At 59.2% G+C, this 24,960-nt stretch carries 22 protein-coding genes; 7 read left to right on the top strand and 15 right to left on the bottom strand.

Going from position 1 to position 24,960, the window contains the following annotated elements; translation table 11 throughout:
• Positions 1-363: 363 nt before the first annotated feature.
• Together RDA78_RS26265 and RDA78_RS26270 are read left to right on the top strand one after the other, a co-directional pair.
• The gene (locus tag RDA78_RS26265) at positions 364-807 is read left to right on the top strand and encodes a hypothetical protein (RefSeq protein ID WP_434052702.1); all 444 of its coding nucleotides are present in this window, start codon (positions 364-366) and stop codon (positions 805-807) included.
• Positions 808-834: 27 nt separating this feature from the next.
• Positions 835-1,587: an SDR family NAD(P)-dependent oxidoreductase gene (locus RDA78_RS26270; RefSeq protein ID WP_434052703.1), complete on the top strand. Its 753-nt coding sequence runs from the start codon at positions 835-837 to the stop codon at positions 1,585-1,587.
• Positions 1,588-1,593: 6 nt separating this feature from the next.
• Here the strand turns inward: RDA78_RS26270 and RDA78_RS26275 are convergent, their stop codons facing one another.
• Positions 1,594-2,022 (bottom strand): secondary thiamine-phosphate synthase enzyme YjbQ, encoded by a 429-nt coding sequence (locus tag RDA78_RS26275; protein WP_434052704.1) that lies wholly within the window; start codon positions 2,020-2,022, stop codon positions 1,594-1,596.
• 136 nt (positions 2,023-2,158) lie between these two features.
• Here RDA78_RS26275 and RDA78_RS26280 point away from each other — a divergent pair, with 136 nt between their 5' ends.
• On the top strand, positions 2,159-3,445 hold the full coding sequence (locus tag RDA78_RS26280; protein ID WP_434052705.1) for a glycosyltransferase: 1,287 nt from the start codon (positions 2,159-2,161) through the stop codon (positions 3,443-3,445).
• A 71-nt stretch (positions 3,446-3,516) separates the two neighbouring features.
• Here RDA78_RS26280 and RDA78_RS26285 read toward each other — a convergent pair whose 3' ends face one another.
• Complete coding sequence (locus RDA78_RS26285; RefSeq protein WP_434052706.1) at positions 3,517-4,575, bottom strand: hypothetical protein; 1,059 nt, start codon at positions 4,573-4,575, stop codon at positions 3,517-3,519.
• Positions 4,576-4,999: 424 nt separating this feature from the next.
• On the opposite strand from RDA78_RS26285, the gene RDA78_RS26290 reads away from it, so the two are divergent.
• The gene (locus tag RDA78_RS26290; RefSeq protein WP_434056215.1) at positions 5,000-6,580 is read left to right on the top strand and encodes an FMN-binding glutamate synthase family protein; all 1,581 of its coding nucleotides are present in this window, start codon (positions 5,000-5,002) and stop codon (positions 6,578-6,580) included.
• A 42-nt stretch (positions 6,581-6,622) separates the two neighbouring features.
• Here the strand turns inward: RDA78_RS26290 and RDA78_RS26295 are convergent, their stop codons facing one another.
• The 7 genes from RDA78_RS26295 to RDA78_RS26325 form a co-directional block, all read right to left on the bottom strand.
• On the bottom strand, positions 6,623-7,555 hold the full coding sequence (locus RDA78_RS26295; RefSeq protein WP_434052707.1) for a DUF922 domain-containing protein: 933 nt from the start codon (positions 7,553-7,555) through the stop codon (positions 6,623-6,625).
• Positions 7,556-7,644: 89 nt separating this feature from the next.
• Complete coding sequence (locus tag RDA78_RS26300; protein ID WP_434052708.1) at positions 7,645-8,424, bottom strand: hypothetical protein; 780 nt, start codon at positions 8,422-8,424, stop codon at positions 7,645-7,647.
• Positions 8,425-8,561: 137 nt separating this feature from the next.
• A complete protein-coding gene (locus tag RDA78_RS26305; protein WP_434052709.1) occupies positions 8,562-10,442 on the bottom strand; it encodes a flotillin family protein in 1,881 nt (626 codons plus the stop codon).
• Between the two features lie 53 nt (positions 10,443-10,495).
• On the bottom strand, positions 10,496-11,254 hold the full coding sequence (locus tag RDA78_RS26310; protein ID WP_434052710.1) for a YqiJ family protein: 759 nt from the start codon (positions 11,252-11,254) through the stop codon (positions 10,496-10,498).
• A 2-nt stretch (positions 11,255-11,256) separates the two neighbouring features.
• The gene (locus RDA78_RS26315; RefSeq protein ID WP_434052711.1) at positions 11,257-11,940 is read right to left on the bottom strand and encodes a PspA/IM30 family protein; all 684 of its coding nucleotides are present in this window, start codon (positions 11,938-11,940) and stop codon (positions 11,257-11,259) included.
• A 150-nt stretch (positions 11,941-12,090) separates the two neighbouring features.
• Complete coding sequence (locus RDA78_RS26320) at positions 12,091-12,597, bottom strand: hypothetical protein (RefSeq protein WP_434052712.1); 507 nt, start codon at positions 12,595-12,597, stop codon at positions 12,091-12,093.
• 272 nt (positions 12,598-12,869) lie between these two features.
• Positions 12,870-13,715, bottom strand: a complete 846-nt coding sequence (locus RDA78_RS26325) for a helix-turn-helix domain-containing protein (RefSeq protein WP_434052713.1) — start codon at positions 13,713-13,715, stop codon at positions 12,870-12,872.
• Between the two features lie 283 nt (positions 13,716-13,998).
• Here RDA78_RS26325 and RDA78_RS26330 point away from each other — a divergent pair, with 283 nt between their 5' ends.
• Complete coding sequence (locus RDA78_RS26330; RefSeq protein ID WP_434052714.1) at positions 13,999-15,099, top strand: hypothetical protein; 1,101 nt, start codon at positions 13,999-14,001, stop codon at positions 15,097-15,099.
• Positions 15,100-15,171: 72 nt separating this feature from the next.
• On the opposite strand, the gene RDA78_RS26335 is transcribed toward RDA78_RS26330, so the two are convergent.
• The gene (locus tag RDA78_RS26335) at positions 15,172-17,052 is read right to left on the bottom strand and encodes an ABC transporter ATP-binding protein (RefSeq protein ID WP_434052715.1); all 1,881 of its coding nucleotides are present in this window, start codon (positions 17,050-17,052) and stop codon (positions 15,172-15,174) included.
• A gap of 123 nt (positions 17,053-17,175) precedes the next feature.
• On the bottom strand, positions 17,176-17,811 hold the full coding sequence (locus RDA78_RS26340; RefSeq protein WP_434052716.1) for a helix-turn-helix transcriptional regulator: 636 nt from the start codon (positions 17,809-17,811) through the stop codon (positions 17,176-17,178).
• Between the two features lie 365 nt (positions 17,812-18,176).
• Between RDA78_RS26340 and RDA78_RS26345 the strand changes: the two genes are divergently transcribed.
• Together RDA78_RS26345 and RDA78_RS26350 are read left to right on the top strand one after the other, a co-directional pair.
• Complete coding sequence (locus RDA78_RS26345) at positions 18,177-20,174, top strand: putative bifunctional diguanylate cyclase/phosphodiesterase (RefSeq protein WP_434052717.1); 1,998 nt, start codon at positions 18,177-18,179, stop codon at positions 20,172-20,174.
• A 45-nt stretch (positions 20,175-20,219) separates the two neighbouring features.
• The gene (locus tag RDA78_RS26350) at positions 20,220-20,534 is read left to right on the top strand and encodes a DUF2293 domain-containing protein (RefSeq protein ID WP_434052718.1); all 315 of its coding nucleotides are present in this window, start codon (positions 20,220-20,222) and stop codon (positions 20,532-20,534) included.
• Here RDA78_RS26350 and RDA78_RS26355 read toward each other — a convergent pair.
• From RDA78_RS26355 to RDA78_RS26370, 4 genes are all read right to left on the bottom strand, one after another.
• Positions 20,531-20,923, bottom strand: a complete 393-nt coding sequence (locus RDA78_RS26355) for a RidA family protein (RefSeq protein WP_434052719.1) — start codon at positions 20,921-20,923, stop codon at positions 20,531-20,533. The two genes, RDA78_RS26350 and RDA78_RS26355, sit on opposite strands and share 4 nt — an antisense overlap.
• A 48-nt stretch (positions 20,924-20,971) precedes the next feature.
• On the bottom strand, positions 20,972-21,589 hold the full coding sequence (locus tag RDA78_RS26360; RefSeq protein WP_434052720.1) for an MOSC domain-containing protein: 618 nt from the start codon (positions 21,587-21,589) through the stop codon (positions 20,972-20,974).
• Positions 21,590-21,771: 182 nt separating this feature from the next.
• Positions 21,772-22,599 carry a hypothetical protein gene (locus RDA78_RS26365; RefSeq protein ID WP_434052721.1) on the bottom strand — a complete coding sequence of 276 codons (828 nt, stop codon included), beginning with the start codon at positions 22,597-22,599 and terminating at the stop codon, positions 21,772-21,774.
• 148 nt (positions 22,600-22,747) lie between these two features.
• A complete protein-coding gene (locus RDA78_RS26370) occupies positions 22,748-24,865 on the bottom strand; it encodes an FUSC family protein (RefSeq protein ID WP_434056216.1) in 2,118 nt (705 codons plus the stop codon).
• Positions 24,866-24,960 lie beyond the last annotated feature (95 nt).

The raw sequence follows: 24,960 nt of genomic DNA on the forward strand, positions 1-24,960 counted from the left end.
AGTCGGGGCCGGAGAAATGAACGAATGAAGTCTTCGGCAACGCGGCTGCAATCATCGCCAGCGTCGCGATAACGAGCGCAGCGCCTGAGCTGAAACAACACTGCTCAGCCGCGCTCAAGAAAAAGACCCCGAGAAAACAGGGCTTGTTTTCTCGGGGCCAGTCTGGGGAGGAACGACCCTCATCGTTCGAGTAAAATGTGGGATTTCCGGGCTAAACTTACAAGGAAATAAAGCGTGAGATAAGTGTGAGGAATTGCCCTTCCTCCTCCGCTTTCGTCAAAAAATACAGAACCTTATCCGAGACCTTGACGAAGCGGAATGAGTGCTATTTGCTCTGGAAGACCTTCAATCCCGGGGCAATTCATGGCCAGATTCCTCCTCTTCTTCTCTTGCTTCCTTGTGCTCGTGCCGGGATTTTCTCTGGCGGCGGACTACTGCGTCGACGTCAATTCAAAAAAGGGCTGGCAAGGCATCACCATTCCCAATGGCCAGATCACGCAGGTCAGCTTTTCGGGCGGCTGGAGCGTGATAAACGGGATCTACAAGCCGGTCGGACCGCGGGGTTATTCCGGCAAGGATGCCAAGAGCCTCGGCCCCTTTTTCGGATACAAGTTCGACCAGTCCTACGCCTTTGGGGAAATGCTGGTGCGCGATCAGACCGGACGGATCGTGCCCTTTGCCGAATTCAGCGCCCTGGCCGTCAATACGCGCAACCCGGCGGGGAATTATGCGTTCCGAATCAACGATCTAGACAAAGCGCTCTGGGACAATGCCGGCCTGATCAGGGTCTGTATTTCCATGCGCTGACGCGCGTTTCAGGAGAATAACGGCGACATGAGCCAAAAAACAGCACTCGTCACCGGTGCCGCGCGCGGCATCGGGCTGGCCACTTCCAAACTGATGATCGAGCGCGGATGGCAGGTCGCCATGCTGGACCGGGACACGGAGGAACTGCAAAAGGTCTCGGCCAATCTCTCTGGTGCAGTCCCATTTTTCTGCGATGTATCGATCCTGAGCGAAGTCGAGAAGACCCTTCCGGCAATCCTGGAGAGGTTCGGGCGGCTCGATGCCGTGGTCAACAATGCAGGCGTTGCCCAGTTCGGCCCGATAGAAGACACCGATTTCGAAACGTGGCGCACCGTGATGGAAACCAATCTGGACGGGGTGTTTCTGGTATCGCAGGCGGCCGTTCCAGCGTTGAAGGAAAGCCAAGGGTCGATCGTGAACATCGCCTCGATCTCCGGTCTGCGTGCATCGACGCTGCGTGTCGCTTATGGCACTTCCAAGGCCGCAGTCATTCATCTGACCAAGCAGCAGGCCGCGGAACTCGGCGAATCCGGCGTGCGCGTGAACTGCGTCTGTCCCGGACCGGTCCGAACAAAACTTGCCATGGCCGTGCACAGTCAGGACATCATCGACGCCTATCACGATGCCATCCCGCTCAACCGATATGGCAGCGAGACGGAAATCGCCGAGGTGATCGAGTTTCTATGCTCTGAGCGCGCGAGCTATGTCACCGGGCAGATCATCGCTTCGGACGGCGGTTTTGAAAGCACGGGGATCGGCCTGCCGTCGCTGCGGAGCTGATGTCGACTACACCGATGCAGTGAGTAACTGCGCCGCGACCTGACGGTGATGCGGACGGTCGCGATGCTCGAAGAGGTAAATCCCCTGCCAGGTTCCCAGCACCATCTCGCCGTTCACAACCGGAATGGACAGGGACACCGGCAGCAATGATGCCTTGATATGGGCAGGCATATCATCCGGCCCCTCGTAGGTGTGGATCAGATACTGCATGCCGGGGTGATCGGAATTCGGCACGAGACGCTCGAAAAACGCCTTGAGATCAACCTGCACGTCCGGGTCGGCATTTTCCTGGATCAGCAGGGAACAGGATGTGTGGCGGACAAAGAGCGTCAGCAGTCCCTCGCCTGCTCCCTCCTCCCGGAGCCAGGAGGACACGGTGCGCGTGAACTCGTAAAGACCCGGCCCTCCGGTTCTCATGGAAAAGACTGTATGCATTTCGGTCGCGTTTCCCGTGTCGTCGTCCTACCCGGAGACGACCTTAGCGAATAGAGCCCCGGTTGCAATTGTCCGGGTGCACCGCCATCTTGAGGTGTGACCTGTTCCCAACAGGTTTACTCCCTCCGGAAGCACCATGCCTCATCCCAGACCCAAAATCCTGATTGCGACGCTCGGAACACGCGGTGACGTCCAGCCCTACGTAGCGTTGGCGGAAGAACTGACCCGTCAAGGCGCGGACGTGGCCGTGAGCACCGGTGAAGGTTTCGAGGCCATGATCGAGCGCGCCGGTGCGCGGGCGCGCCCGGTTTCGGTCAATTATGAGACCCTCGTGCAGCAGGAGGACATCAGGGCCGCACTTCATTCGCTGAAAGGCATGGTCAAGGCCGCGCGGCAAAGCATCGTGCTGCAGCAGGAAATCGTGAAGGAACTCTGGCAGATCGGACTGGAAGAAAAGCCGGATCTGATCCTGTTCAACCTGAAAGCCACCGTGATGACGCTCGTTGGCCGCAGACTTGGCGTCCCGGCCCTGCCAACCAGCCTGCAGCCGGTCCTGGCGCCGACCGGCGACTTTCCGCTGGCGCTTTTCGGTCTGCCCGACATGGGCACCTTTTTCAACCGCCGAAGCTACGGCTTCGGCCGCATCCTGATGAAAGCCGGTCTCGGATCGCTTTTCAAACCGCTCAAACAGGAGGCGGCAAGCGAACTCTCGATGGCCGGTTCCACGATCGACGGGTTTCAGTCCGGCGGCCGCAAAGCGCTGTCGCTGCAGGCCTTCTCGCGGGCGCTCGTGCCGACGCCTTCCGACTGGCCGTCCGAATTCTGGCAGTGCGGCTACTGGTTTGTGCCTCCCCCGGAGGACTTTGAACCGCCGGATGACCTCAGGCAATTTCTTGCCGCAGGCGCCCCACCGGTCTATCTGGGCTTCGGCTCCATGCCGAGCAAGGACCCGCAAGGTCTGACGAAAACACTGCTGGCGGCGCTGATGCAGACCGGCCAGCGCGCAATTCTTGCCACGGGCTGGGGCGGACTTACGCGGGAAGCATTACCGGCCGAGCTCTCAGGCAAGCTCTTCCTGATCGACAAGGCACCCCACAGCTGGCTGTTCCCGAAATGTGCCGGTGTCGTGCATCATGGCGGGGCCGGGACCACGCATGAAGCGTTGCGCTGGGGCCGGCCGTCGCTGGTCTGTCCCGTCTTCGGCGACCAGCCATTCTGGGGGCGGCGGATAAGCATCATCGGCGCCGGACCGAAGCCGATTGCGCAAAAGAAACTGACACCGGAGACGCTTGCCGGGGCCCTGAAGGACCTTGAGCATCCGAACTATGCCGCCGCGGCGGCCAAAGCCGCAGATGTGATGAACGCTGAGCCCGGAGCAAGGGGTGCTGCGGCCCGTATTCTGGCCCTGACCGAGCCAACCTGAATCTCAAGAGGGCATTGAGCAAGACGAGGCGGGACATCCCTTGCGCCACGCGAAAAAATCATGCCGCGTGGTCAGGCCTCGAGCACCTTGCTGATTTCCTGGTTGGTGACCCAACCGATGATCGGCTCGGATGCACTGCCGTTCGCCGTCACGAAAACATCCTGGCAGTCATCACGGCTTTCCATGCGCATCTTGGCATCTGCCAATGTCGCCCCCGCCCGTGCAAAGGCGATGGAATGGGTGACGAAGTTGCCGAATTTTTCTGGAGCGCGCGTTTCGCTTTCAAGATCATGGACCTTGTCCAGAGTATCCTTGTTCGCCGCCTCGTTCTTGAAATTGACCGTCGTACCGGATGCGGCCGCCACCACGGCCCGCATCTCGCTCCATATGCTCCTGTGAATGATGCCGATGCAGGCATTGTTCGCCGTTAGAATGACAACCCGGGAGATCGGCCTGCCGCCCGGCAGCTTTTTTTCCATGGCTTCGGCCACCTTCTGGAGCGGCACTTCCCGCAGCTTGTCGTTGGGAGCCACGACGACACCGACGATGGATCCGAGCGGGATCATTGCTTCCTCAATCGATACCGCACGGAGCTTTTGCACCGACATCTTCACGAGACTTTCCGTTGCCTTGCTAGCCGCCTCGAAGTTCTGCTTGCTGAAGTAATAGGCAAGGACGGTTCCGATCCATGTGCCGAACAGAGGCAGCAAGGCCGCAAATACATACTGACTGTTTTCAACGGCCTCCTCGCCACTCGCTGCCAGGATTCCGATGGCCACGACGATCAGCGACACACCCAGCAGAGCAACGATCGACAGTCTGACAATGTTTTCAGCGAGCAAATCCCTGAAGTTGCCATTGCCGTCGGGCTGCGCCTCGGTGGCTTCGCCTTCCTGCTTCCAGACAGAATTGTAGATCTTGTAGCACGCAAAAATAATCAGCAAAATCAATAATATGCCAAAAAGATCCGCGATCGAGACAGGCATACCGAAGAGGTTCTGCTCGAAAAAGCCGGGCCCGCCGGCCGTTCCCCCGGATCCGTTGCCTCCACTGGATTGAACTGCACCTGCTCCACCGGCCTCACTCACCAGACCTGACGGCGTATCACTCGTCTCAGTTTCAGTCGCCACTTCGACCCCCATAATAATCTTCAAAATCAATCAAAGTAAAATCAGATAAAACTCTTTTCTAATATTGCAGAGCATCTACGTAATATACGAAATTGGGAATTGACGCGCTACTTAAATTTTTTCTATCAGTAATTGCATTACGGGGTGTAAAACCTTTGACCAAGCAACAGATCGCGTTCCACCGCCCTCTATCCGCAAGCAAGGTATCGGCCTTGTGCAGACCCGCCGGCTCTGAATTCCCGGAGCGGCGTCAGCGGAAGAAAACGTTTCAAGATCTTTGTCTCCCGATCTCCCTTCCCTTTTACTTCCCGGCCTGACACAACTGTATGAGCCAGTTTCTGAAAAGGGGTCAGCCACCGTGTTTCCTGCCCGCTACATTGTTTTTGTCATCTGTCTTGTTCTGACGCTTGTTGGTTTTGTCCTCATGTTCGCCGTCAGCATGCATTTCTTCTGGCCCTTCATGATCGTTGCAGCGCTCTCTCTGGTCGGCATGTTCGACCTTCAGCAAACGAAACACGCCGTCCTTAGAAACTACCCGGTCAGCGGCCATTTCCGGTATATGTTCGAGGCTATCAGACCCGAGCTCAGGCAGTATTTCTTCGAGAGCAACCAGGACGGAAAACCGTTTTCGCGCGAGCGCCGCTCGATGGTCTACGACCGGGCAAAGAACATCGAGGACGTTCTACCGTTCGGCACGGAACTCGATGTTTACAACGACCATTACGGCTGGGTGAACCACTCCATCACGCCCAGGCACGAGAACCACGAAGAACTGCGCGTGACAATCGGTGGTCCTGACTGCAAACAGCCTTATTCGGCCTCGCTCTACAACATCTCAGCCATGAGTTTCGGTTCGCTGTCCGGCAATGCCATCCTGGCACTGAACAAGGGCGCAAAGGCCGGACATTTCTATCATGACACCGGTGAAGGCAGCGTGTCCCGATACCACCGCGAAGGCGGTGGCGATCTCGTCTGGGAGCTGGGCAGCGGTTATTTCGGCTGCCGCACGCCGGAGGGGAAATTCGATCCGGAGAAGTTCAACGCACAGGCGGCCGATCCCCAGATCAAGATGATCGAAATCAAGATGAGCCAGGGCGCGAAACCGGGACATGGCGGCGTGCTGCCAGGTGCCAAGGTGACGGAGGAAATCGCCGAGGCACGCGGCATTCCGATCGGAAAGGACTGTGTTTCGCCCGCGTCCCATTCAGCGTTTTCAACCCCGGTCGAGCTTCTGGAATTCATCAAGACGCTGCGCGATCTGTCCGGCGGCAAACCCGTCGGCTTCAAGCTGTGCATTGGACACAGGTGGGAGTTCATGGCGATCGTCAAGGCGATGCTGAAAACCGGGATCAAGCCGGATTTCATTGTCGTCGACGGTGCAGAGGGCGGCACCGGTGCGGCCCCGATCGAATTTGCCAACAGGCTCGGCACGCCGCTCCTGCAGGGGCTTCTTTTCGTTCACAACAGCCTCGTGGCCACGGGAATACGCGACGACATCAAGCTGGGCGCCAGCGGCAAACTCATCAGTGCTTTCGACATCTCAGGCACCATGTGCCTTGGCGCAGACTGGGTGAATTCCGCACGCGGTTTCATGTTCGCGGTCGGCTGTATCCAGTCGCAGAGCTGCCACACCAACCGCTGCCCGACAGGCGTCGCCACGCAGGATCCGAAACGCCAGCAGGCGCTCGTGGTACCCGACAAGGCCGAGCGGGTCGCGAATTTCCATAGAAACACGCTGAAGTCCCTCATGGCTTTCACGGCAGCCGCAGGTCTCGATCATCCGAGCGAGTTCAAGCCGGAGCACTTCTTCATGCGCGGCGGGCCGCGAGAGGTCATGTCGGCGAACGCCGCCTTTACATGGCTGAAGAAAGGCGCCCTTCTGGACGAAGTGCACGACATACCGGGCTACTCGGCGTTCTGGGCCATGGCAGAGCCGGAGAGTTTCCAGCCCTCAAGATCTCTCGACGCGGCAAGGACACTGAACCACCACCGATCGCATCATTGACCCGAAACATGTCATGAGCGCCCGCAAAATCCGGTGGGCGGCTCAAGGCAGGTGGTAGAACCAGCGCTCTGTCGGTTCATCTTCGGAGAAACAAAGGATCCTGTCGTCAGACACTCTGCGGACGCAGGGCGTCTTGTTGATGAAGGCAAAATCAGCCAGTTCGTCGTTCCATTGCACAGGTCCGCCGTTGAAATACCTGACCTGGATGCGTTCCTCGGACCAGCTGAAATCAATTCTGCAGCGCTCTGAATCCGGCTCACACGACCGATCGTAGCGGCACATCAGTGTCTGAACCGTTTCCATGTCATCCGAGATCTGGCACCAGCCGTCAAGTTCGAGACCCGGGCTTCCGGGAACCGGTGTCTCCACTCCGGCCGGCTCGGAGAGATCGGGAACCTGGCGGGTCCCGTTTCCGGTCCGCTTTTCGACTGCCCTGCGTCTGTCGCGATAAAGCTCCGAAATCCGGTTCCCCTGCGCATGAAATGTCGTGGACAGTTCCTTGCACGTCTTAAAAGAGGGAAACCGCGTATAGAGTTTCTCGATTTCAGCGGCTGCTTTCACCCCGTTGGACATGGTCTGCTGCCAGTACAAATCAATCGCTGCGCTGGTGCGCCTCAAGCGCGCACGCATTTCCGGCGTTGCATCGCCCTTGTTCCGCCAGCGCGGTATCCAGTTTTCGACTTCAACGGCAGCATCGACGCTGCTCAGGACACATCCTTCTTCCGTTTCCCGCCAGCCAATGTTCCACTTGGTTGACCAAATGCTCTTGGCCCAGAAGAAATTTCCCCAATATGCGTCCCTACCGGCATGCGTCTCCAGATTTTTCCTGATCTCGGCGTCCGTAGAACCCAGCACGTTGAAATAGCTGTTTTTCGTAGTCACTTCAGGCGCAGCGGCCACGATCTGCGCCGGAAGCATCATGCAGCCGAAGATCGAGAGGATTGCCGTCAGTTTCAAAAAAATCTGCCTGCTCATCATACGAACCTGTTCATTGCAAGGGCACTTGTTCCAAGGGAACGGAAACACGCGGCGGAAAGCGGGACAGCCGTTCACCTGAACGTTTTTCAGTGTTCCACCTGGACTTCCTCAAACGGAATCTTGACGCCATCGATGTAGAATTGTGCAACGGAAAAGGAGTGGGCGCCGACAGGTGGTTCGAAAAACCGGAACCGCAGCTTCACCGGCCGTGCCTTGCTCACGAAGATCCTGGCTTTGTAGCGAACTTCATTTTCGTCCCCGGTCCCGAGTGAAAAAGACGAAATCGGGTAGATGACGCCGTCGGCGTCTTCCAGGAGTGTGCTCTGGTTCGAGATTTCCACTCTGCGGCCCACACCCCCGAGCGCTTCGAGCGTGATGTCGCAATATATGTACATCATCTTTTCAGAGCATGCCGCGAGTTCGACCTGAAGATCATCGATCACCTTGCGCCTTTTGCTCCTGGAGATCACTTCCGGTTTACGCTGCTTGGCGTTGTTCGCAATTGCCTTGATCTGTCTGTCGAGGTTTTCAATGCGCGTGCGCTGTGCATTGATCTGCATGTCTTTGTTCGCACGCACCGCATCCAGTTTGCTCTCAAGGTCCATCAGCTGTCTGCGTAGCGCGGCCTGCTCATTCCGCAAACGATTGAGGTCGCGGTTGTCCTGGAGATTTGCCGACCGTTGTCCATAGGCCTCGATCCGGGTGAGAAGCTCCTGCTTGTCATCGTAAAGCCGGTTCACTTCCGTATAGAAATGAAACACCACGGCGGCAAACATGATCAGGAGAACGAGGATCATGATTGCCGATATCTCGAGAAACAGATTCCCCCGCTTCTGGAAGTGGTCTTCCTTGTTTTCGTAATCCATCCCGCTCCACCAGATTTTGTCCCGTTCGGAACCGCCTCCCTGTTGGATGAGATCTCAGGGTGCGCGATCCGTTTCAAGCCAGCCCGTGTCCAAGCCCCGGCGCCGCCAGGCGCCGGGGTAGGTCTCAGCACAGCTGATCAGGCTGCGGGGTCAGAGCTTTCCGGTTTGGACCTTGCGGAACCCTGGTCCCCGGTCGTCTTGGCGGCGGTGCCGGCCGCCAGGTGCTCGAGCGCCTCGTCCGACACAGTTTCGACAGAGCCTGTTTCGCCCGCGTCCGTTGCCCTGGCAGGTGTCTCGGACAGGCCGTTCGTCAGGCCCGCCAGACCGGACCCGTCCAGCCCGACTTCCTTCATCATGGCATCCAGAAGCGGAGCCTGAGAGCGGTACTTCAGAGCAGACGAGACCATCTGGTCGGCGAGGTTTCCACCACCGCCCCCGTTCGGGCCCGCGGCACCGGCGGCCCCACCGGCGCCACCGGTCATGCCGTCGACCTGGATGATCTTGATGCCGTCGATCTGCTCCATCGGCTTGACGCTTTCTGCAATGATTTCAGGCAGCTGCTCCAGAAGCTTGACACGAACCTGCATCGCGATCTGATCCGGCGACAGGAGGTTGGCCGCTTCGTTGATCGCGCGCTGACCGGCAGCTTCGACTTCGTAAAGGGCCTTTTCGGCCTCTGCACGGAGCTTGTCGGCTTCCGCAGAACCCTGTGCTTCGATACGCAGCTTCGCGGCTTCTGCCTCTGCCGAAATCCGGACGGCTTCGGCGTGGTCGGCGGCGGCCTGCTTCTGGGCTTCCGCACCGACGGTGACCGCGACAGCATCCATTTCGGCCGCCTTGCGCGCTTCGATCAGTTCGATCTGCTTGTCACGCTCCGCCACCTCGGTCTCTCTTGCCGTCGAAACCTGTTCGGCTGCACGCGCAGCAATTGCCCTTGCCTCGTCGGCCTCGGCCTCCGCCTCGGATTTTTCACGCGACTTGGCGGCAACTGCAATATCGCGGTCCTGCTCGGCAAGTTCGATCAGCTTCTGCTTGTCGACATTGGCTGCCTCAACGGTACGCTCCTTGGAGATCTCCCGCTCGCGCACCTGCTGGTCCATCGCGATCTGGCGCTCGGTGACGGCCTGGTTGGATTCGATGTCCTTCTCCTTGACCTTCTGGCTCGCAAGGATCTTGGCCTCTTCGGCCTCTCGCTCGCGCTCCGCCTGCTGCTTGGCAATCAGCGAGGATTGCTCCGCCCGGCGGATCTCGATTTCGCGCTGCTGTTCAAGCTTGGCGAATTCTTCCTCGCGGCTGATCTGCAGGCGCTCCTGCTCGGCTTCGAGGTTCTTGCGCTGGATCTGGACTTCGGTTTCCTGTTCGATGTCGTTGCGCTTCTTGCGGCGCTCCTCGATCTCCTGGGTCAGCTTGGTCAGACCTTCGGCGTCAAAGGCATTTTCCGGATTGAAGTATTCCCGGTTGGTCTGGTCCAGGCCGGTGAGAGACACCGACTCAAGCTCAAGACCGTTTTTCAGGATGTCCTCGGACACGGCAGCCTGCACCTTCTGAACGAAGTTCACGCGCTGCTCGTGCAGTTCTTCCATCGCCATTTCGGCGGCAACCGCGCGCAGGGCGTCAACGAATTTGCCTTCGACCAGTTCGCGCAGGGCTTCCGGTTTCATGGTGCGCTGACCCAGTGTCTGTGCGGCATTGGCAATGGATTCGATGGTCGGCTGAACACGGACATAGAATTCCGCCAGCACGTCCACGCGCATGCGGTCCCTGGTGATCAGGGCCTGGTCGTTCGAGCGGCGTACCTCGAGACGCAGTGTGTTCATGTTGACGGGAATGACATCGTGCAGCACAGGCAGCACAAGCGTACCGCCATTCATGATCACGCGCTGGCCGCCGAAACCGGTCCGCACGAAGGAGACTTCCTTCGAGGACCGGCGGTAGAGCCTGGAAATGATCAAACCGATCGCCAGCAGGGCGACAAAGCCGATACCGACGAGAATCAAAATGCTTATGAGTTGGTCCATAACTTACAACTCCCTTTGTCTTTTTGATGAAAATTGAGAGCCCGGCGCCGGTCTCAGCCTTCGGCGCCGGTCAAAGTCGCGTTCGTGTTCCTGATCGCGGTGAAATGCGGCCCCAGCTGACGGACGATAATGATATTCGTCCCCTGCTCCAGTACCTCACCCTCGACATCCGGCTCAACCAGCACGTAGTGAGATTGACCGGTCGGATCACTGAGGCGCGCCTGAGCAGGAAGCCCCTTTTTGGCATGCCCCTGTACGATGACAGCGGGCTTGCCGACGAAGGTCTGCCGCGAAACGGCGTCGCTTTCGTCCTTTGGCATCACCCTGGACAGCCCAAGTGCGGTGACCCGTGTAAAGGGAAGTGCCCCCGCAAACGCCCCGGCAGATGCCAGGACACCCGGCAGCAGGAAACCGGTCACCGATTGCACAAGGCCCTGCAGCACATAGCCGACGAGGCCAAACCCGGTGAGAAAGATCACCAGGATGATCAGCGCGGGCACGCGGCCAAAACAGAGCCAGCCAAGGAACTGGCTGAAGAGCCCCTGTCCCGGCCCGGTAACGTCTGCTCCGGCCGCGACCGTTTCAAGATCTCCCGGCAGCGCGCCTCCCTGTATGTCCGCGTCGAACTCCGGCGCATCGATTTCGGGGAGGTCCGCGTCCGGCAGGTCCACTTCCGGGAGCAGGCTGTCGATCATGCTCGACAGGCCCAGTCCCATGAGCGTGCCCACACCTTCGGCAAGCGCGATCGCAATCATCAGGCCAAGAGCGACCGCAAAAGGCGTATTCTGCCCGGCTAGGATGAACTCGATCATGTTCAACCGTCTTTCGCCGACGCCTTCAATGCTGCAAGGCGTTCGGAGACCCTGTTCTTGCGGGCAAGGTCCTCAAGCTCGGCAAGTTTGGTTGCATCGGCCCTGTCGGCCGCCTGCATCCCAGGCAGACCGGTCGCGCTCTGCATGACACGGTCAAACGCTTCCTCCGCCTTGCGTGTCTTGCCCTCGACGCTGTCCTTGGGTGCGGCTGTGCCCGACGCAGCGCCGTCCGCTGCACTTTGCTGCTGAGACCGGCGGTAGTTTTCAAGCTCGGCTTCCATTTCCCGCTTGCGGGCCTGAAGCGCACCTACGTAACCCTCCAGTTCCTTCTCCTCACGACTGGCGTCCGCGACAGCGGATTCCAGGACGGGAATCTGAACTTCGAGGTCGAGCTGACGCGCGATCGCCGCCTCGGCGAGATCATCACGTCCCTCTTTCACCGCAAGGGCGATCTGACCCTGCAGTTCTTCGTGGCGCGAGGTCGTTTCCCCGAGCCGCGTGTTCGCAAGATGCTTGTTCGCCAGAACGCCGGCCAGTTCGTCACGAACCTGGTCAACAGCCCGGTCGACCTCCCGGATCGCCTCTGCCATGACGGTTTCGGGGGAAGTGTTTTCAATGGAGTCCACCAACTGGTTCACACCACCGGAGACCAGACGCGTTACGCGCGCTACAAGACCTTCTGCCATCTTTACCTTCCTTTCCGTTCATCTTCTTCCGTAACTCAAAAAAACCAATACATCCCGGGCTTCACGTTTGCCGGCGCAGACAAAACCCGTCGGCACACCACATCGGTGGTCTTTCCCGCCCATGCCGCATTCAAATCTCTCATACGCCGTTCAGTCCTTCGGCCCGCGCCTCTGATCCAGCAAGCGCGCGACTTCCAGGATCGGCTCAAGCCGCCTGTCCATCAATGCCGGATCGTAAGTCCGGCTCGGGGTTGTCAGTCCGAGGTCGAAAATCTCCTCGATCACCGAAAACAGTTCGGCAGACAAGGCTGCCTCAAATTTTACCAGATCCTGTTCGCCCTGCTCAGGCCCGGGGGCGGACGCGATAAGTTCTGCCAGCATTGCAGGCAATCGCTCATACAGTTTCATGACAAGGTCTGACCTAATTCCGGTTTCCCTCTGCAATTGCCGCAACCCCCTTTCCGCGGGCCGGACCATCGACCTGAGAAGGTCTTCACATGACGCGACATCCTGCACGCCTTCTTCTCGCTCGCGCGCCGCTTTCAGGATTTCGCGCATCTTGTCGCTGGGGGTTCGGGCACCCTGAACTTCATAGCCAGCAAGAAAGGCCACATCGTCGTCACTGAGCCTGACGCTGATCGGAATACTCTTCGGCATAGACGTCACCAATCGTCTTCGTTTGTCTCAATATGTTTACATATGTATACGAAAGTTTTCAATTGTCAAGAAAAATCGATCATGGGATGCAGTGTCCGGCGAGTGCACGTGGCGAATTCAAGGGAGGGTTTCGCACAAACTCTTCATTGCAGTAGAAATTTTCCCGGTTGCAATCCGCTCCCGATAAGGCGGTTGGCATTCGCGGATTGCCGGGAGACAGCGCTTATCTGAACTGTCTGGGTCCAGCCCAGGAAATCCGGGTTACAGTCAGTTCAAACATCATCAGCGAGACGGGTCACGAAGGCACCGGCCTCGTGCGATCGGACAACGGCGTGCCGTACAAGGTCGTCGAAATGGCTGGCGAAAAGCTGAATATGGCGCGTGTTGGAAAAGGCGAGATACCGCTGTCCCAAATAGAGCGCTGCCCACTTCTGGCCGAAGACGGTGAAGGGCGATGAATACCGGTCTGTGGCGCCGAACAGGTGCAGACGCAGGGAGGGGTAAAGATCAGAAAGGCTCCTTCCCATCACCTCAAGCTGCTCCCTGCGTTCGTCGGGAGAAAGACCTGACCATAGCCCCTCGCCGCGCGCAAACGCTTCTAGGGCTTCCTTGGAAAGCGCGATTTCCATGTCCGATTCCGCCCGTCCGAGCAGCGCCCTCTGATCCCGCGTGCCGGTGATCGCCTGATCCGCGGTCCGGAGCGTTTCGCCGGCATATTCATAGGCCAGCACCGCATCCGTTTTCAGGACATCGGGCAGATTTGCCGGCACGTGCCGGATCTTCGCACCGACGGCGTCGCGGTACCAGGCGAGAAGATGTTCATCAACCGGATGCCGGTCGGTTTCGGCGATCTGGACCGCCTGATCAAGGATCTCGGCCGCTGCGCCGCGGTGTGTCGACAGGCCGAGGAGCCAGTCCGCGGACACACCCAGCGCAGTTGAAATCGATGCCAGCGCCTGGCCGTTCGGCAGGCGCGGCGCTTCCTCCGACAGGAGCTGCGAGACCGTGGACCGGTCCAGATTTGCACCGCGTGCCAAATCGCTTCGGTTCATGTCGCGGCTTCGGATCGCATCCGATAGCCGCTCGCGGAAGAGTTCTGCGCGTTCTCGCTTGTCCATGGTTGATTATTGTCGGCCCAGTTTTGGAAAATCAACGACACGCCGGGTAAATTCGACACTTTTCGACTCTCCTCCACATGGATCGGCCACCGCCACAGGATTCTGCAAATGCTCAAGATGAAGCCGTTCCGCTCCACGCCCCTTCGGCGCACGACTTTCAGACAGCTTCAAACGGCGAGCACACTCGAGAGTGCAATCGGGCCTTCACGCCGTTCTCAAAGTGCGCAATCCTGCCGTCAGCTTCGATAGCGGCCGCAGCCATGCACAACCGGGAGAAACCGACATGTCAGAAGCCGATGAAACATCGCCGTCGACGGAAGGAATGGTCGACTATGACGCGAACTCACGCGCTCAAAAGGAACATGCGCTCGGAAACGCCGACGTCATCGCGGATCTGGCTCAGCGCGTTGCAAACCGTCCTGACGATCTGAATATTACCGACTACGGATGCGGTCCCGGGCAAAGCGCCATCGAAACGGTCCGGCCCGCGCTCGACGCCTGGAGCAGTCTGGTTCCGCGGAAAAACGTCTCCGTTTGCCATGCTGACCAGCCAGGAAATGACTGGAACGCACTGATGTCCCTTGTCGCCGGAAAGAGCGGCTATCTGAACCGTCCTCACCCGCCTCTCGTGTCTGCGGCTGTCGGCTCCTTCTACGAGCGAATGGTACCTGACCGCTCGGTTTCTGTCGGCACCTGCTTTTTTGCAAGCCACTGGCTCAGATCGACCGCGAGTTTCGACGCACCGGACACCGTGTGGTTTGCGGATTTGACCGGCAACGCGAGGCATGAGATGTGGCGCAGGGCAAAGGAAGACTGGGTCAGGTTCCTGCGCCTGCGCGCAGAAGAGCTGCAACCAGGCGGCTTTCTGTTCGTTTCGACAATTGGTGCGGTCCCGGAGGCTGGCGAAATCAACGATACGGCCGCATCCGGACGCGGGATCTATCGTGCGATGCAGGCCATTACCAAATCCATGACCGAGGACGGTCTGCTCGCGCGCGATGTGACCGACAACTTCGTTTTCGGGCTCTGGTTCCTGACCGCGCAGGAAGCACGGGAAGCATTCGAAGAGAAGTCGGGCCTTGCCGATCTCTATGACGTCGACACGATTGACGTTATCGGCGTTGATGGCGGTGGAGACGTATTTTCGTCCTACCTCGATGATCCTTTGGAATACGCCTCGAAATACGTCGGCTACACCAAGGCGTTTGCGGCGAGCTCGCTCCGCGCAGGCCTGTTCGAACCAACGCTCGGGAAAGGCAAGGATACAACGCAGCTCGAAGCGGAATTCTTCCGGCGCTTCGAGGAGCTGTACCGTGAAAAAACGACGGCTTACGCTCTTGAGCAGTGGCATCTCAAAGTCATCCTGAGACGAAAGGACAGCTGACCGGGCCACAAATTCGCGCGCGCACTTGCAACCGGCAATCCTGCAAGCCTGTCCGGTTCATCCCCGGAGCGCCTATTCGGCCGCGTGTGCCAGGAACCCACCCGACTGGCGCTCCCACAAGGTTGCATAAAGGCCTCCGCGCGCAAGCAGATCGCGGTGCGTTCCCTCTTCGATGATACGGCCGCCGTCCATGACGACAAGCCTGTCCATTGCCGCAATCGTCGACAACCGGTGGGCAACCGCGAGCGTGGTCCGTCCTTCCATCATCTGCGCAAGGTTCTGTTGAATCGCGAGTTCCGCTTCGCTGTCGAGCGCGGACGTCGCTTCATCGAGGATCAGGATGGGTGCATCCTTCAGGAGCACCCGGGCGATCGTGATCCGTTGCCGTTGCCCGCCCGACAGTTTCACACCCCTGTCGCCGACATGCGCGTCCAGCCCTGCCCGTTCCTTGCTGTCCCGTTGCTCCGCAATGAACACCTCAGCTTCCGATGCACGCGCGGCGGCCAACACCTCGTCATCGCTCGCCGTCGGTTTGCCATAGCGAATATTGTCGCGGATCGAGCGGTTGAGAAGCGAGATGTCCTGGGTAACCACCCCGATCTGCCTGCGCAGGGATTCCTGCGTTACGTCCCTGATATCCTGATCATCAATCGTGATGGTTCCGCTCGAAACATCTCTGAGCCGCATCAGCAGCGAGATTACGGTTGACTTTCCGGCACCCGAAAGTCCGACAAGGCCGACACGCTCTCCCGGGGCGATGGTCAGGTCGAAGTTCTCCAAGACCGGTTTGCGATCCTTCTGATAGGCAAATGAAACGGCGTCGAAGCGGATTTGTCCCTCAGTGACGTTCAACTCGCCGGCTCCAGCGCGGTCTTTGATCTCGGGCCTGCTCGTCATGATGGGCATCGCGTCCTTGATCGTCCCAAGCGTGCTGGTGATGGACTGTCCGACATTGATGAAGTTGGAGGAGGCTGCCGACAGCGACCTTGTCACTGTCAGTCCTGCCACGAAGTCGCCAAGCGTGACCCACTCGCCGACCAGCCCCCAGAAGCCGATGATGACCACGGCCAGCATCAGCAGCACGTTGAGGAAGTAGACGCTGCTGTCGGTCAGGATATACGACCGGTTTTCGCTGTGCCTGGTATCGATCGTTTCGCCGATCACCTTGCGGATCGCGCCGGCCTCGGAATCTTCTGCTGCGAAAAGCTTCACCATCGCGATGTTCGAATAGACATCGGTCATGGCACCGGTGGCCCGCGAGTTGGCCGCGGCAACCCTGGCGGAGCGCTGCATGTAGGTCGGGATTGCCAGCCAGGCAACCAGAGCATTTGCGGCGATCCAGAAGAAGACCGGGACCGCCAGCGGCCACGCCAGCGCCAGAAGCAGCAGGAACGACCCGCCGAACTGGATGACCAGATAGGGGATCGTCTCGATTGCCAGCATCATCTGGCGGTGGACCGACATCGTCACCTGGGCAATGCGCGAGGCAACCTGTCCTGCGAACGTATCCTCGAAGAAAGCGAGATCCTGCATCTCGACGGCTTTGTGCGCCTGCCAGCGCATTGCCGCGGGCAGAAGAATGCGCACTGTCTGAAAGGCGAATGTCTGGCGCAACAGGAAGACCAGCGGGCTGACGACGACGAACAGAAAAAAGAAGCCGGCCAGGATCCAAGTGTGCCCCAGGAGAAACTCCCGTGCACCTGCGGCCGTAACACCGTCGACAACAAACGCGATCGCCCAGATCCCCAGAAGTCCCAGCAGCGATGAAATCATTGCCAGAACGGAGACGATCACGAGTTGCCGGCGAAACATTCCGGCGAAATGCCAGACCAGTCTCAAAGGCCCCTTGTCGGGCATCGGCGTGACCGGCAGCTCAAGCGGCTTCAAGTGCGTTTCAAACGGACGGAAGTAACTTTCGATCAAGCCAGCAAAAACAGGTCTGGCAAACGCCACGCTTCTTACTCCTGAATGGTCTCCCGGTCCCGGCCCTGACCGGTGCGTTGTCCCGGACAACGATCAAACAAGGACCTCAACATACCGCCAAAAAACAGACCGGATTCCAAGCGTTCTATTTGCTCACTCGGCATGTTCGCCACGTTTGATCCTGTACATGCACCGGCGGTCGCCGGACAAGAGATGTTCAATACGCTCAACCGTGGCGTCCGGACCGAGGACATCCTCGAACAGGGAAAGCTCCGACCGGCAAAAACCCTGGCAAGCCGTCGCTGCGGCGCAGATGGAACAATGGTTCTCTATCAGAAGAAAGCAATCCCGCTCCCTCACCACTTCCGCCATGTAGCCTTCCCGGCTTCGCAGGTCCGCAAGCAGCTCTACCCGGCTCTCCAGATCCGCCGCTTCGCGCATGGCCTCTTTGTAGACCTTTCCCGTCTTTGCTTCCCGGTGTGCAATCAGGTTTTCCAGGCCGTCATCGCCGAAGAGATCCGAGAGCCCTTCCAGCAAACCCACAATCAGGGCCGAGTGACTGTCGGGAAACTGCTGATGCCCGGCAGCGGTCAATCCCCAGACCCGTTTCGGACGGCCGACCGAGCCTTTGACGTCCTCAAAATCGACCAGTCCCTCACCATGCATTCCGTCAAGATGCTGCCGCACGGCTACCGATGTCACATTCAGGTTGTCCGCAAGATCGGCCGCCGTCTGCGGTCCCGATGACTTGAGTGCGTTTAGGAGGCGGGTTCTCGTACGGTCGGCCATGGGCTCAATATAGGGCCGGCTGCGCATTAAAAAATAGTTCTCTTATCAAATTATACTGCCAATTGAGATAAAAGAAACGTGTGACTTTCAACGCTCACCCGCTTCCCAATTTGATTCCGGACTTTGGAGTAAGCCTCTGACTTCTATCAAGCTTCAGGCAAAAACTTTATATGGCAGTCTCCGCTGCACGAGGATCCCGGTATCGGATGGACTTTTGCGACGTGCCGTAAGAAACAGTTCTGGTTTTATGAGTTGTGACAAAATACAATCGGAAGCAAAATTGCTCTTTTGCCTAAACTAAAAGTAGGTATTCTAACCTTTCTTTTAGCTTCTTCCGTTAAGAATTCGTCCCGTTGGAGGAGTTGATGGAAAAAATCCGGGTTTTTCTGAGATGGATGTCGATCGATCCGCGCCATCCGGAAATCGCGCAAGCGCAGTACAACGAACTGAAAACCCAGATCCCCTCCCTTTACGCGCTGCTCATGGTGAATGCGATTGCCGTTGCATACACCCATTACGATGTTGCGCCCGTCTACCTGACAGTCGGTGTTCTGGTGCCGATGCTCGTTCTGACGAGTATCCGCATGGTCGCCTGGATCCGCGCCAGGCATGTCACCCTGGGGCCCGACGAAGCCATTCGAAAAATGCGCCAGACGGTCATTCTCGGCAGCATCATGGCCGCTATCTACATCTCCTGGTCGCTCGCGCTTGACGGTTATGGCGGTCCGGAAGAACGGGGCCACGTCGCGCTCTTTATCGCCATTACCGTGATCGGCTGCATATTCTGCCTGATGAACCTGCCGCAAGCAGCCTTTGCGGTCATGTTCATCGTCACCGTGCCCTATCTCGTCTACTACATCCGGCAGGATCAGGATGTTTATTTCGCGATCGCGATGAACATCTTTCTTGTTTGCCTGGTCGTTCTCCAGGTTCTGATCAGCGGCTACAGGGGCTTTAGCAAACTTGTGCAGTCGCAGTCCGACCTTGCCGCCAAGCAGAAAGAGACAGAGCGCCTGAATGCGGAGAACGCGCGTCTTGCCCAGACCGATGCGCTCACCGACCTTCCGAACCGCCGCTATTTCTTCAACCGGCTCGAAGCCCTGATCACGGACGTTGCGGGAAGCGACACGAAATTCGCGGTCGGAGTGGTCGACCTGGACCGGTTCAAGCCGATCAACGACACGTACGGGCACCAACTCGGTGACCAGCTGCTGATGGAGGTCGGCAACCGGCTCAGGACGCTGGACAATGGCAACATCGAGATCTGCCGGCTCGGGGGCGACGAGTTCGGTTTCCTCTTCCTCGGCGAAACCGGCGCGGCGTCCAGTGCCGGCCAGGCGATTTGCGACCTGATCACCGAACCCTACAAGATCGGTGATCTTACGCTGTCGGTGGGCGCGTCCTGCGGCATTGCGATCTATCCGGAAGCCGGCAAATCCGCCCACGCTCTCTTCGACCGTTCCGACTATGCGCTGTATAACTCCAAAACGACGTCGCGCGGCCACACGACCGTTTACTCGGAAGAACACGAAGCGCGTATCCGTTCGGAGCGCGCCATCGAAACGGCCTTGCAGAAGGCTAATCTCGACACGGAGTTCCAGGTCTTTTTCCAACCGGTGGTTTCCCTGCCCGACCAGCGTGTGGTGGGATTTGAAGCTCTGGCGAGGTGGCATAGCCCGACGTTAAAAAGCGTGCCTCCTGACAAGTTTATCGCGGTTGCGGAACGCACGGGTCAGATCAACCGCCTGACGCTGTCGCTCTTCGAAAAGGCGGTTGGTCAGATAGGTGAATTGCCGGGTGAGCTCAGCCTTTCCTTCAACCTGTCCGCACAGGACATCACCTCTGCGGTCACAGTCCACGCCCTGCTCGACGCCATTGAACGTCATGGCGTCAATCCGAGGCTCATCACCTTCGAGATCACCGAGACCTCGGTTATCGGCAGCTACGAAGCGGCCGAGGAGTGCCTGCAGACTTTGCGCGGTGCAGGCGTCAAACTGGCGCTGGATGATTTCGGAACAGGCTACTCGAGCCTCGGTTATCTGCACCGCCTGCCGATTGACTGCGTCAAGGTCGACCGCAGTTTCGTTGCCGGCATTCATGAGCCTGTCGCAAGCGGCGTGATCACTTCGATCATCAATCTTTGCCGGTCGATGGAAATGCTGTGTGTGGTGGAAGGCGTCGAGGACCGGACGCAGCTCGACCTGTTGTCGGCTCTGCACTGCAACCTGGTGCAGGGTTATCACTTTGCACCACCATTGCCCTTTGACCAGATCCTGGAAAGCGCCCGCGCAAACGGGACGGTTGCGGGGCTGGCGCTCTCAAACACGGACGGAATGGAAGAGCTGAGACGGTCCAGCGCCTGACGGCATGCCCGTCAGCACGCGCCACATTGACCCGGAGACCCAGTCTTGATCGGCGGCACAAAGCGGCAGAAAGAGATGCGCAAAGCCTTGCGCAATCTTGCACCCAGAATTCCGATGAGCGATGCGGAAGCCATACTCGGCCTCGCGCTTTCCGGTCACCTGCGCCATCTGCCGCCAACCATCGCACTGTGGCAGGCGGTTACCAGCCATGTCCGGCACGAACTGACCGAATACGATACCCTTCTCGAGGAAGGCTATGACCGGGACGCGGCCCGTTTTTTCGTTGTCGAGACCATGAACAGCATTCTGAGCGCCTGGGGTTGCAATCGGCAGATCGCTAGCGACGGTGATGGGCTCTAGGGCCGTTTGACGACCAGATCGATTTCGACAAGGGCATCCACGGCAAGACCGGATACCCCGACGCAGGTGCGGCCCGGCAGCTTGTCCGGTGGAAAAAACGCCCCGTACGTCTCGTTCATCTTCGCGTAGTCACGCTTGAATTCAGTGAGATAAACACGCGCGAAGACAACGTTCTCAAGTCCGAGGCCGACCCCTGCCAGCACAATCTTGAGATTCTCCATCACCCGCCTGGTCTGCGCTTCGATGCCGTCCGGCAAAGGCGCTTCCGGGTTGTCTGGAAAGGTCGGCATCTGTCCCGTGACATGAACCCAGCCGTCAGCTTCGACGGCATGCGAAAACGGGGCAACAGGCTGCGGCGCATCGCCGACCATGTGATGGATTGGAAGCATGAGGGACTCCGGTGATCTTTAGAGACGAACCGGTGCCACATTAGCGCATCACGTGCGCGGGTAAATCCACTGTTCGGGGATATGCGCCGTCACGGTTTCGCCGCCTTCGATCACCCCGGGCTTTTCGATGTAACCGACCAGCCCGCGCAAGCCCCGCGCCACCTTTGGAAACAACAGGTCCAGGCCCTCGCGGCCGGGATGGTTTGCCGCAATCGCAGCGCCGGCAAAGCGGCACGGGGCGTTGTCGCCGTCAACGCGGATCACCGTTCCGCCTTCGAAGACCAGCCGCGTGCGGGGCGGGATGCGGGTCAGGTTCGGTATCGCGGAGACGAGGATGTTGCCGCCGATCCATTCGGGTTTCAGTTCCCCGATGTCCATTCTGGCAGCAATCTCGGACAGTTCATCGACCGACAGAATTGACACCTGCCGCTCGTTGCACATTTCCGTGCCGCGCGGATACCAGGGTTCCCTTCCCCCGGATTTGCGCGTGAAACCGGCGTGGCGGTCTCCGGGAACCCCTTCGAAACCCAGTTCCAGGCTCGCGGCGGCTGCCGTCTGAAAATCATCCGGGGACGTGGTGCGGTAGACGCCCTCAACCTTCCCGTCCAGCTTGAATTTCGATGCTATCCGGAACTCTTCCGGCATCAATGCGGGCTGGTCGGTCATACTCTGCTCCTGTTTTCTGGCACCGGGAGATTTAAGCGTGCCTGCCCAAAGACACCAGCAAATCAATTTGATCAACGCATCAAGCGTGTTGATCCGTCCCGGTTTCCGGCAAACAGGCCCGGGCACGTCACGCAAACAAAAGGCCCGCACAAATGTGCGGGCCCTGGACGTCTTTTCCCCGATTACTGGAGCCTATAGGGGCACACCATCTGTGTGTGCTGCGAGTTGATCCAGCAATTGGGCGGCAAAGGTCCGGTCGGGATCGGATAGTAGTAGTAGGTCGGCTGGTTCGCCGCGTTGGCGATCGCCGCTCCGGTCGCGACACCGGCGGCATAGGCACCGGGGTGATAGTAAGGGCCATACGGCGGGTAGTACGGGTGGTATGGCGGATGGTACGGGTGATACGGGTGGTAGGGATGATGCCAGGCGCGGCAGCGCGGGTCCTGCGGCGAGTGGTAACAGTACGGTCCATAAGGCTCGAAACCGACCGATCCCGGTGCGGTCGCCGTCGCCCGGCCGTGATGGTGACGCGGCTGGCGGGCGCTCCGGTCAATGAACAGCGCGACGCCTTTGGCTGATTCCGGCAGGTCACCACGCAGCACGGTTACCCCGTAGACCATCGAAGACCCTTCGGATTTGGCCGAGGTCAGTTCGACCAGTGCGGGCGCCTTTCCGGTTTCGCTCAGGACCGAAACCACTGCATTTGGCGGATCGCCCTTAAAGCCGTCATCCGTATTCCAGTAATCGGCAAAATCAGCATTCGAAATCTGGCCTCCGACGCGATAAGGCCTGTCGGAGAAGAACAGGACACCCGTGTTGGCGTCCGACAGCGTCAGGGAGGTGCCGTCGTAGGACATCTCACCCGCCTGCTGAACGAAATCGTAGGTTGGCGGCGCCGTCGGATCGGCATTCACCGGCTGCGCCGTCTGGGCGCTTGCCGAGCCTGTCGCAATCATTGCGAACAGGCCGGCGCAGACCGTCAGGCCGCGCGGAAATTTCTTTAACTGCATGTGTCGCTCCTCCTCCGGGCCAAGCGGGGTGCCCGATTGCTGACGTGCAAATCTTGCACAAAGCGCGGGTTGAAATTGTGACATGAAACACATTCTTCGTCAGCAAATGCAGCCGGATGAAGGCCTTGGAATTAATTATCGGTAACGCTCAGGTGTCTGGCGTGCCCGCAGCGAGCTCCGAAGTTGCGCTCCAGATATGTTCCTGCCGAAGGCCCTGCAGGCATCGGACCACCTTCCGCGCGTAGTAGAGTGTCGCAACCCAGTCCGTCATGAGGTCGATGTCGGCCGTTTCCGGTGCGGGCATCGCGGCAAGCCACTCTTCCGCCAGGCCCGGCACCGTTTGCCGTGCCCTGTTCTGCAACACGGCATCAAATTCCTCGTAAACGCGCTTGTCCATTCTCGTCAGAAGATCCCCGATCGAGGGGTCGGCGCGGTTTTCCGCCACTTCTGCCTGAACCGATGTGCGCGCCTGGCGGTAGAGGATGACGTAGTCGGCAAGAACGATCACAAGAACATCTAGATCCCCGCTTGTGCGTGCACTCGAGGCCCAGGGGATCTGCTCGGCGCGGTAGTTCTGCGCGGCACCGATAAGCTCCCGGGCCTTGTCCTTTAGTGAAGAGTACGCGGCCTGGTCCGTCCCGGCCGTGTCTGCGGTCGGGCCCAGGAAGTCCTTGCAGGAGACGAGATAGGCGCTCGCCAGCCCCTTGACGCCCTCGCCGCTGCGCCTCGGAAACAACAGCCACGCGGCGGCCAGACCGGCACCGGCGCCGATCAGCGTGTCGTAGAGACGATCCCAGAATTCGGAAACCGGCAGACCGGTCATGGCTTCCAGCCCGATCAGCACCATGAAACTGATGATCCCGACCGCGATGCCGTAATTGCGCTCAAACAGGATGATGATCGGCGGCAGCAGCGCCACGATCAGAAACAGCCTGAATTCCGGCACCTTCGACAGAACCGGTTCCATGAGCATCGCCACAATGAACCCGGCAAGCGTCCCGGCTGTGCGTTGCGCAGTCTTTTGGATGGTTGCACCAAGACTGCTGCACAGAACCACGATCACCGTGATCGTGATCCAGTAGGTGTGGCTCAAATTCAAAACGTGACCGATGCCGTAACCGACGATGGCGGCGACACTCGACTGCGCGGCGAGCCGCCACGAGATGCGGCTCCAGATACCGGGCCTTTCCCTAGCGGCAGGCGCATCTTTCGCCGCAGCTTCGATCACCTCGTATCCTCCGGCAAGTTGCCACAACCGGTCGAAAGCCTGCGCGATCCGGAGGATCTGGAACATGTCCTGCCTGCCAAACCTTGTGGCACTGCGAGCCCACTGCAGGTCCGGCCTCGTTGCTCCCGCCATGTCCTGACCGGTCTCAATGCGCTTCAAGACCTGCTTGAGGGATGACCGGTAGGTTTCATTGGCAAGCAGATCGCCGCGTGTGTCTTCGGAAAGAGCCTGGACGGCGTTGCGCACCACCTCCAGCGCCAAGCGCATCATTGCGACGGCTTCTGCGGAGAGGCCGCGCAGCTCTCCTTCCGCTCCTGCCAGTTCTGCCGAGAGTTCCAGTTCGGCTCGAAGGCCTGCCAGGTCATGAAGAGCGGCTCTGCCGGCCTTATCGCTGCCCGTTCGACCGGTGGCAGCGCGATCAAGATAGTCTGCGATCGCCTTGCGGTTGGCGTCTTCGACCCGCTCGAAAGTCCGGTGCGCAGATGGCCGCCACAGGCCGATCCGTGCCGCCATTGCGATGAGAACGCCCAGCGCTGTCATAAGGGGAAGCCATAGCCCCGGGGAATGGGGCGTGCTGGACATGATCACGAACAGCCAGAATATCGAGATCATGCGTCCTGCCCGCAACCAGAACGGCCCGAGACCGTCCAATGCGAAACCGAGTGCAACCACCCCGACCCAGATGAACTGCAGCACCAGGGGGGCCTTGACGCCGGACAAGGTTCCGATCAGCGCGCCAAGCGCCGCAAGGCCGGTCAGCACCGAGCCAAAGCGCACAAGCTCGCCTAGTTCACGACGCCTGGTTGAAACAGGCGTGAACATCAGCACATGCGCGGCCGCTGACGCGCAGATGACGGCAAGGGCAAAGCCCGGCACGCCCTGCGCAAGGTGGCCCAGACGGTCGGCAGCCAGCGCGGCAATGACAACCGCCAGCGTCAGGTGCAGTCCGCGCACCAGGCGCAGGGCACCCGGGTCATACCGGTACAGTCGCAACAGGGTTCGGGGAACGGCTTGAAGCATCGGCTGAACTTGAATCACTTTCGCCAAGAACCTGATTTCATTTCAAAGAATGCCCACGAAGTCATGCCGGCGTAAAGCAAAAGCCGCGCGCGATCCGCGCATCGCCGCCGCCT

The sequence above is a fragment of the Roseibium sp. genome, assembly GCF_051016195.1.
Classification (GTDB): Bacteria; Pseudomonadota; Alphaproteobacteria; order Rhizobiales; family Stappiaceae; genus Roseibium.

What these genes read in the sequence shown, in the direction of transcription:
- RDA78_RS26320 (WP_434052712.1), bottom strand. Translation starts at nt 12,597, where the DNA reads ATGCCGAAGAGTATTCCGATCAGCGTCAGGCTCAGTGACGACGATGTG.
- RDA78_RS26345 (WP_434052717.1), top strand. Translation starts at nt 18,177, where the DNA reads ATGGAAAAAATCCGGGTTTTTCTGAGATGGATGTCGATCGATCCGCGC.
- RDA78_RS26305 (WP_434052709.1), bottom strand. Translation starts at nt 10,442, where the DNA reads ATGGACCAACTCATAAGCATTTTGATTCTCGTCGGTATCGGCTTTGTC.
- RDA78_RS26310 (WP_434052710.1), bottom strand. Translation starts at nt 11,254, where the DNA reads ATGATCGAGTTCATCCTAGCCGGGCAGAATACGCCTTTTGCGGTCGCT.
- RDA78_RS26315 (WP_434052711.1), bottom strand. Translation starts at nt 11,940, where the DNA reads ATGGCAGAAGGTCTTGTAGCGCGCGTAACGCGTCTGGTCTCCGGTGGT.
- RDA78_RS26275 (WP_434052704.1), bottom strand. Translation starts at nt 2,022, where the DNA reads ATGCATACAGTCTTTTCCATGAGAACCGGAGGGCCGGGTCTTTACGAG.
- RDA78_RS26265 (WP_434052702.1), top strand. Translation starts at nt 364, where the DNA reads ATGGCCAGATTCCTCCTCTTCTTCTCTTGCTTCCTTGTGCTCGTGCCG.
- RDA78_RS26280 (WP_434052705.1), top strand. Translation starts at nt 2,159, where the DNA reads ATGCCTCATCCCAGACCCAAAATCCTGATTGCGACGCTCGGAACACGC.
- RDA78_RS26360 (WP_434052720.1), bottom strand. Translation starts at nt 21,589, where the DNA reads ATGACCGACCAGCCCGCATTGATGCCGGAAGAGTTCCGGATAGCATCG.
- RDA78_RS26325 (WP_434052713.1), bottom strand. Translation starts at nt 13,715, where the DNA reads ATGGACAAGCGAGAACGCGCAGAACTCTTCCGCGAGCGGCTATCGGAT.
- RDA78_RS26295 (WP_434052707.1), bottom strand. Translation starts at nt 7,555, where the DNA reads ATGAGCAGGCAGATTTTTTTGAAACTGACGGCAATCCTCTCGATCTTC.
- RDA78_RS26300 (WP_434052708.1), bottom strand. Translation starts at nt 8,424, where the DNA reads ATGGATTACGAAAACAAGGAAGACCACTTCCAGAAGCGGGGGAATCTG.
- RDA78_RS26270 (WP_434052703.1), top strand. Translation starts at nt 835, where the DNA reads ATGAGCCAAAAAACAGCACTCGTCACCGGTGCCGCGCGCGGCATCGGG.
- RDA78_RS26290 (WP_434056215.1), top strand. Translation starts at nt 5,000, where the DNA reads ATGTTCGCCGTCAGCATGCATTTCTTCTGGCCCTTCATGATCGTTGCA.
- RDA78_RS26355 (WP_434052719.1), bottom strand. Translation starts at nt 20,923, where the DNA reads ATGCTTCCAATCCATCACATGGTCGGCGATGCGCCGCAGCCTGTTGCC.
- RDA78_RS26330 (WP_434052714.1), top strand. Translation starts at nt 13,999, where the DNA reads ATGTCAGAAGCCGATGAAACATCGCCGTCGACGGAAGGAATGGTCGAC.
- RDA78_RS26365 (WP_434052721.1), bottom strand. Translation starts at nt 22,599, where the DNA reads ATGCAGTTAAAGAAATTTCCGCGCGGCCTGACGGTCTGCGCCGGCCTG.
- RDA78_RS26340 (WP_434052716.1), bottom strand. Translation starts at nt 17,811, where the DNA reads ATGGCCGACCGTACGAGAACCCGCCTCCTAAACGCACTCAAGTCATCG.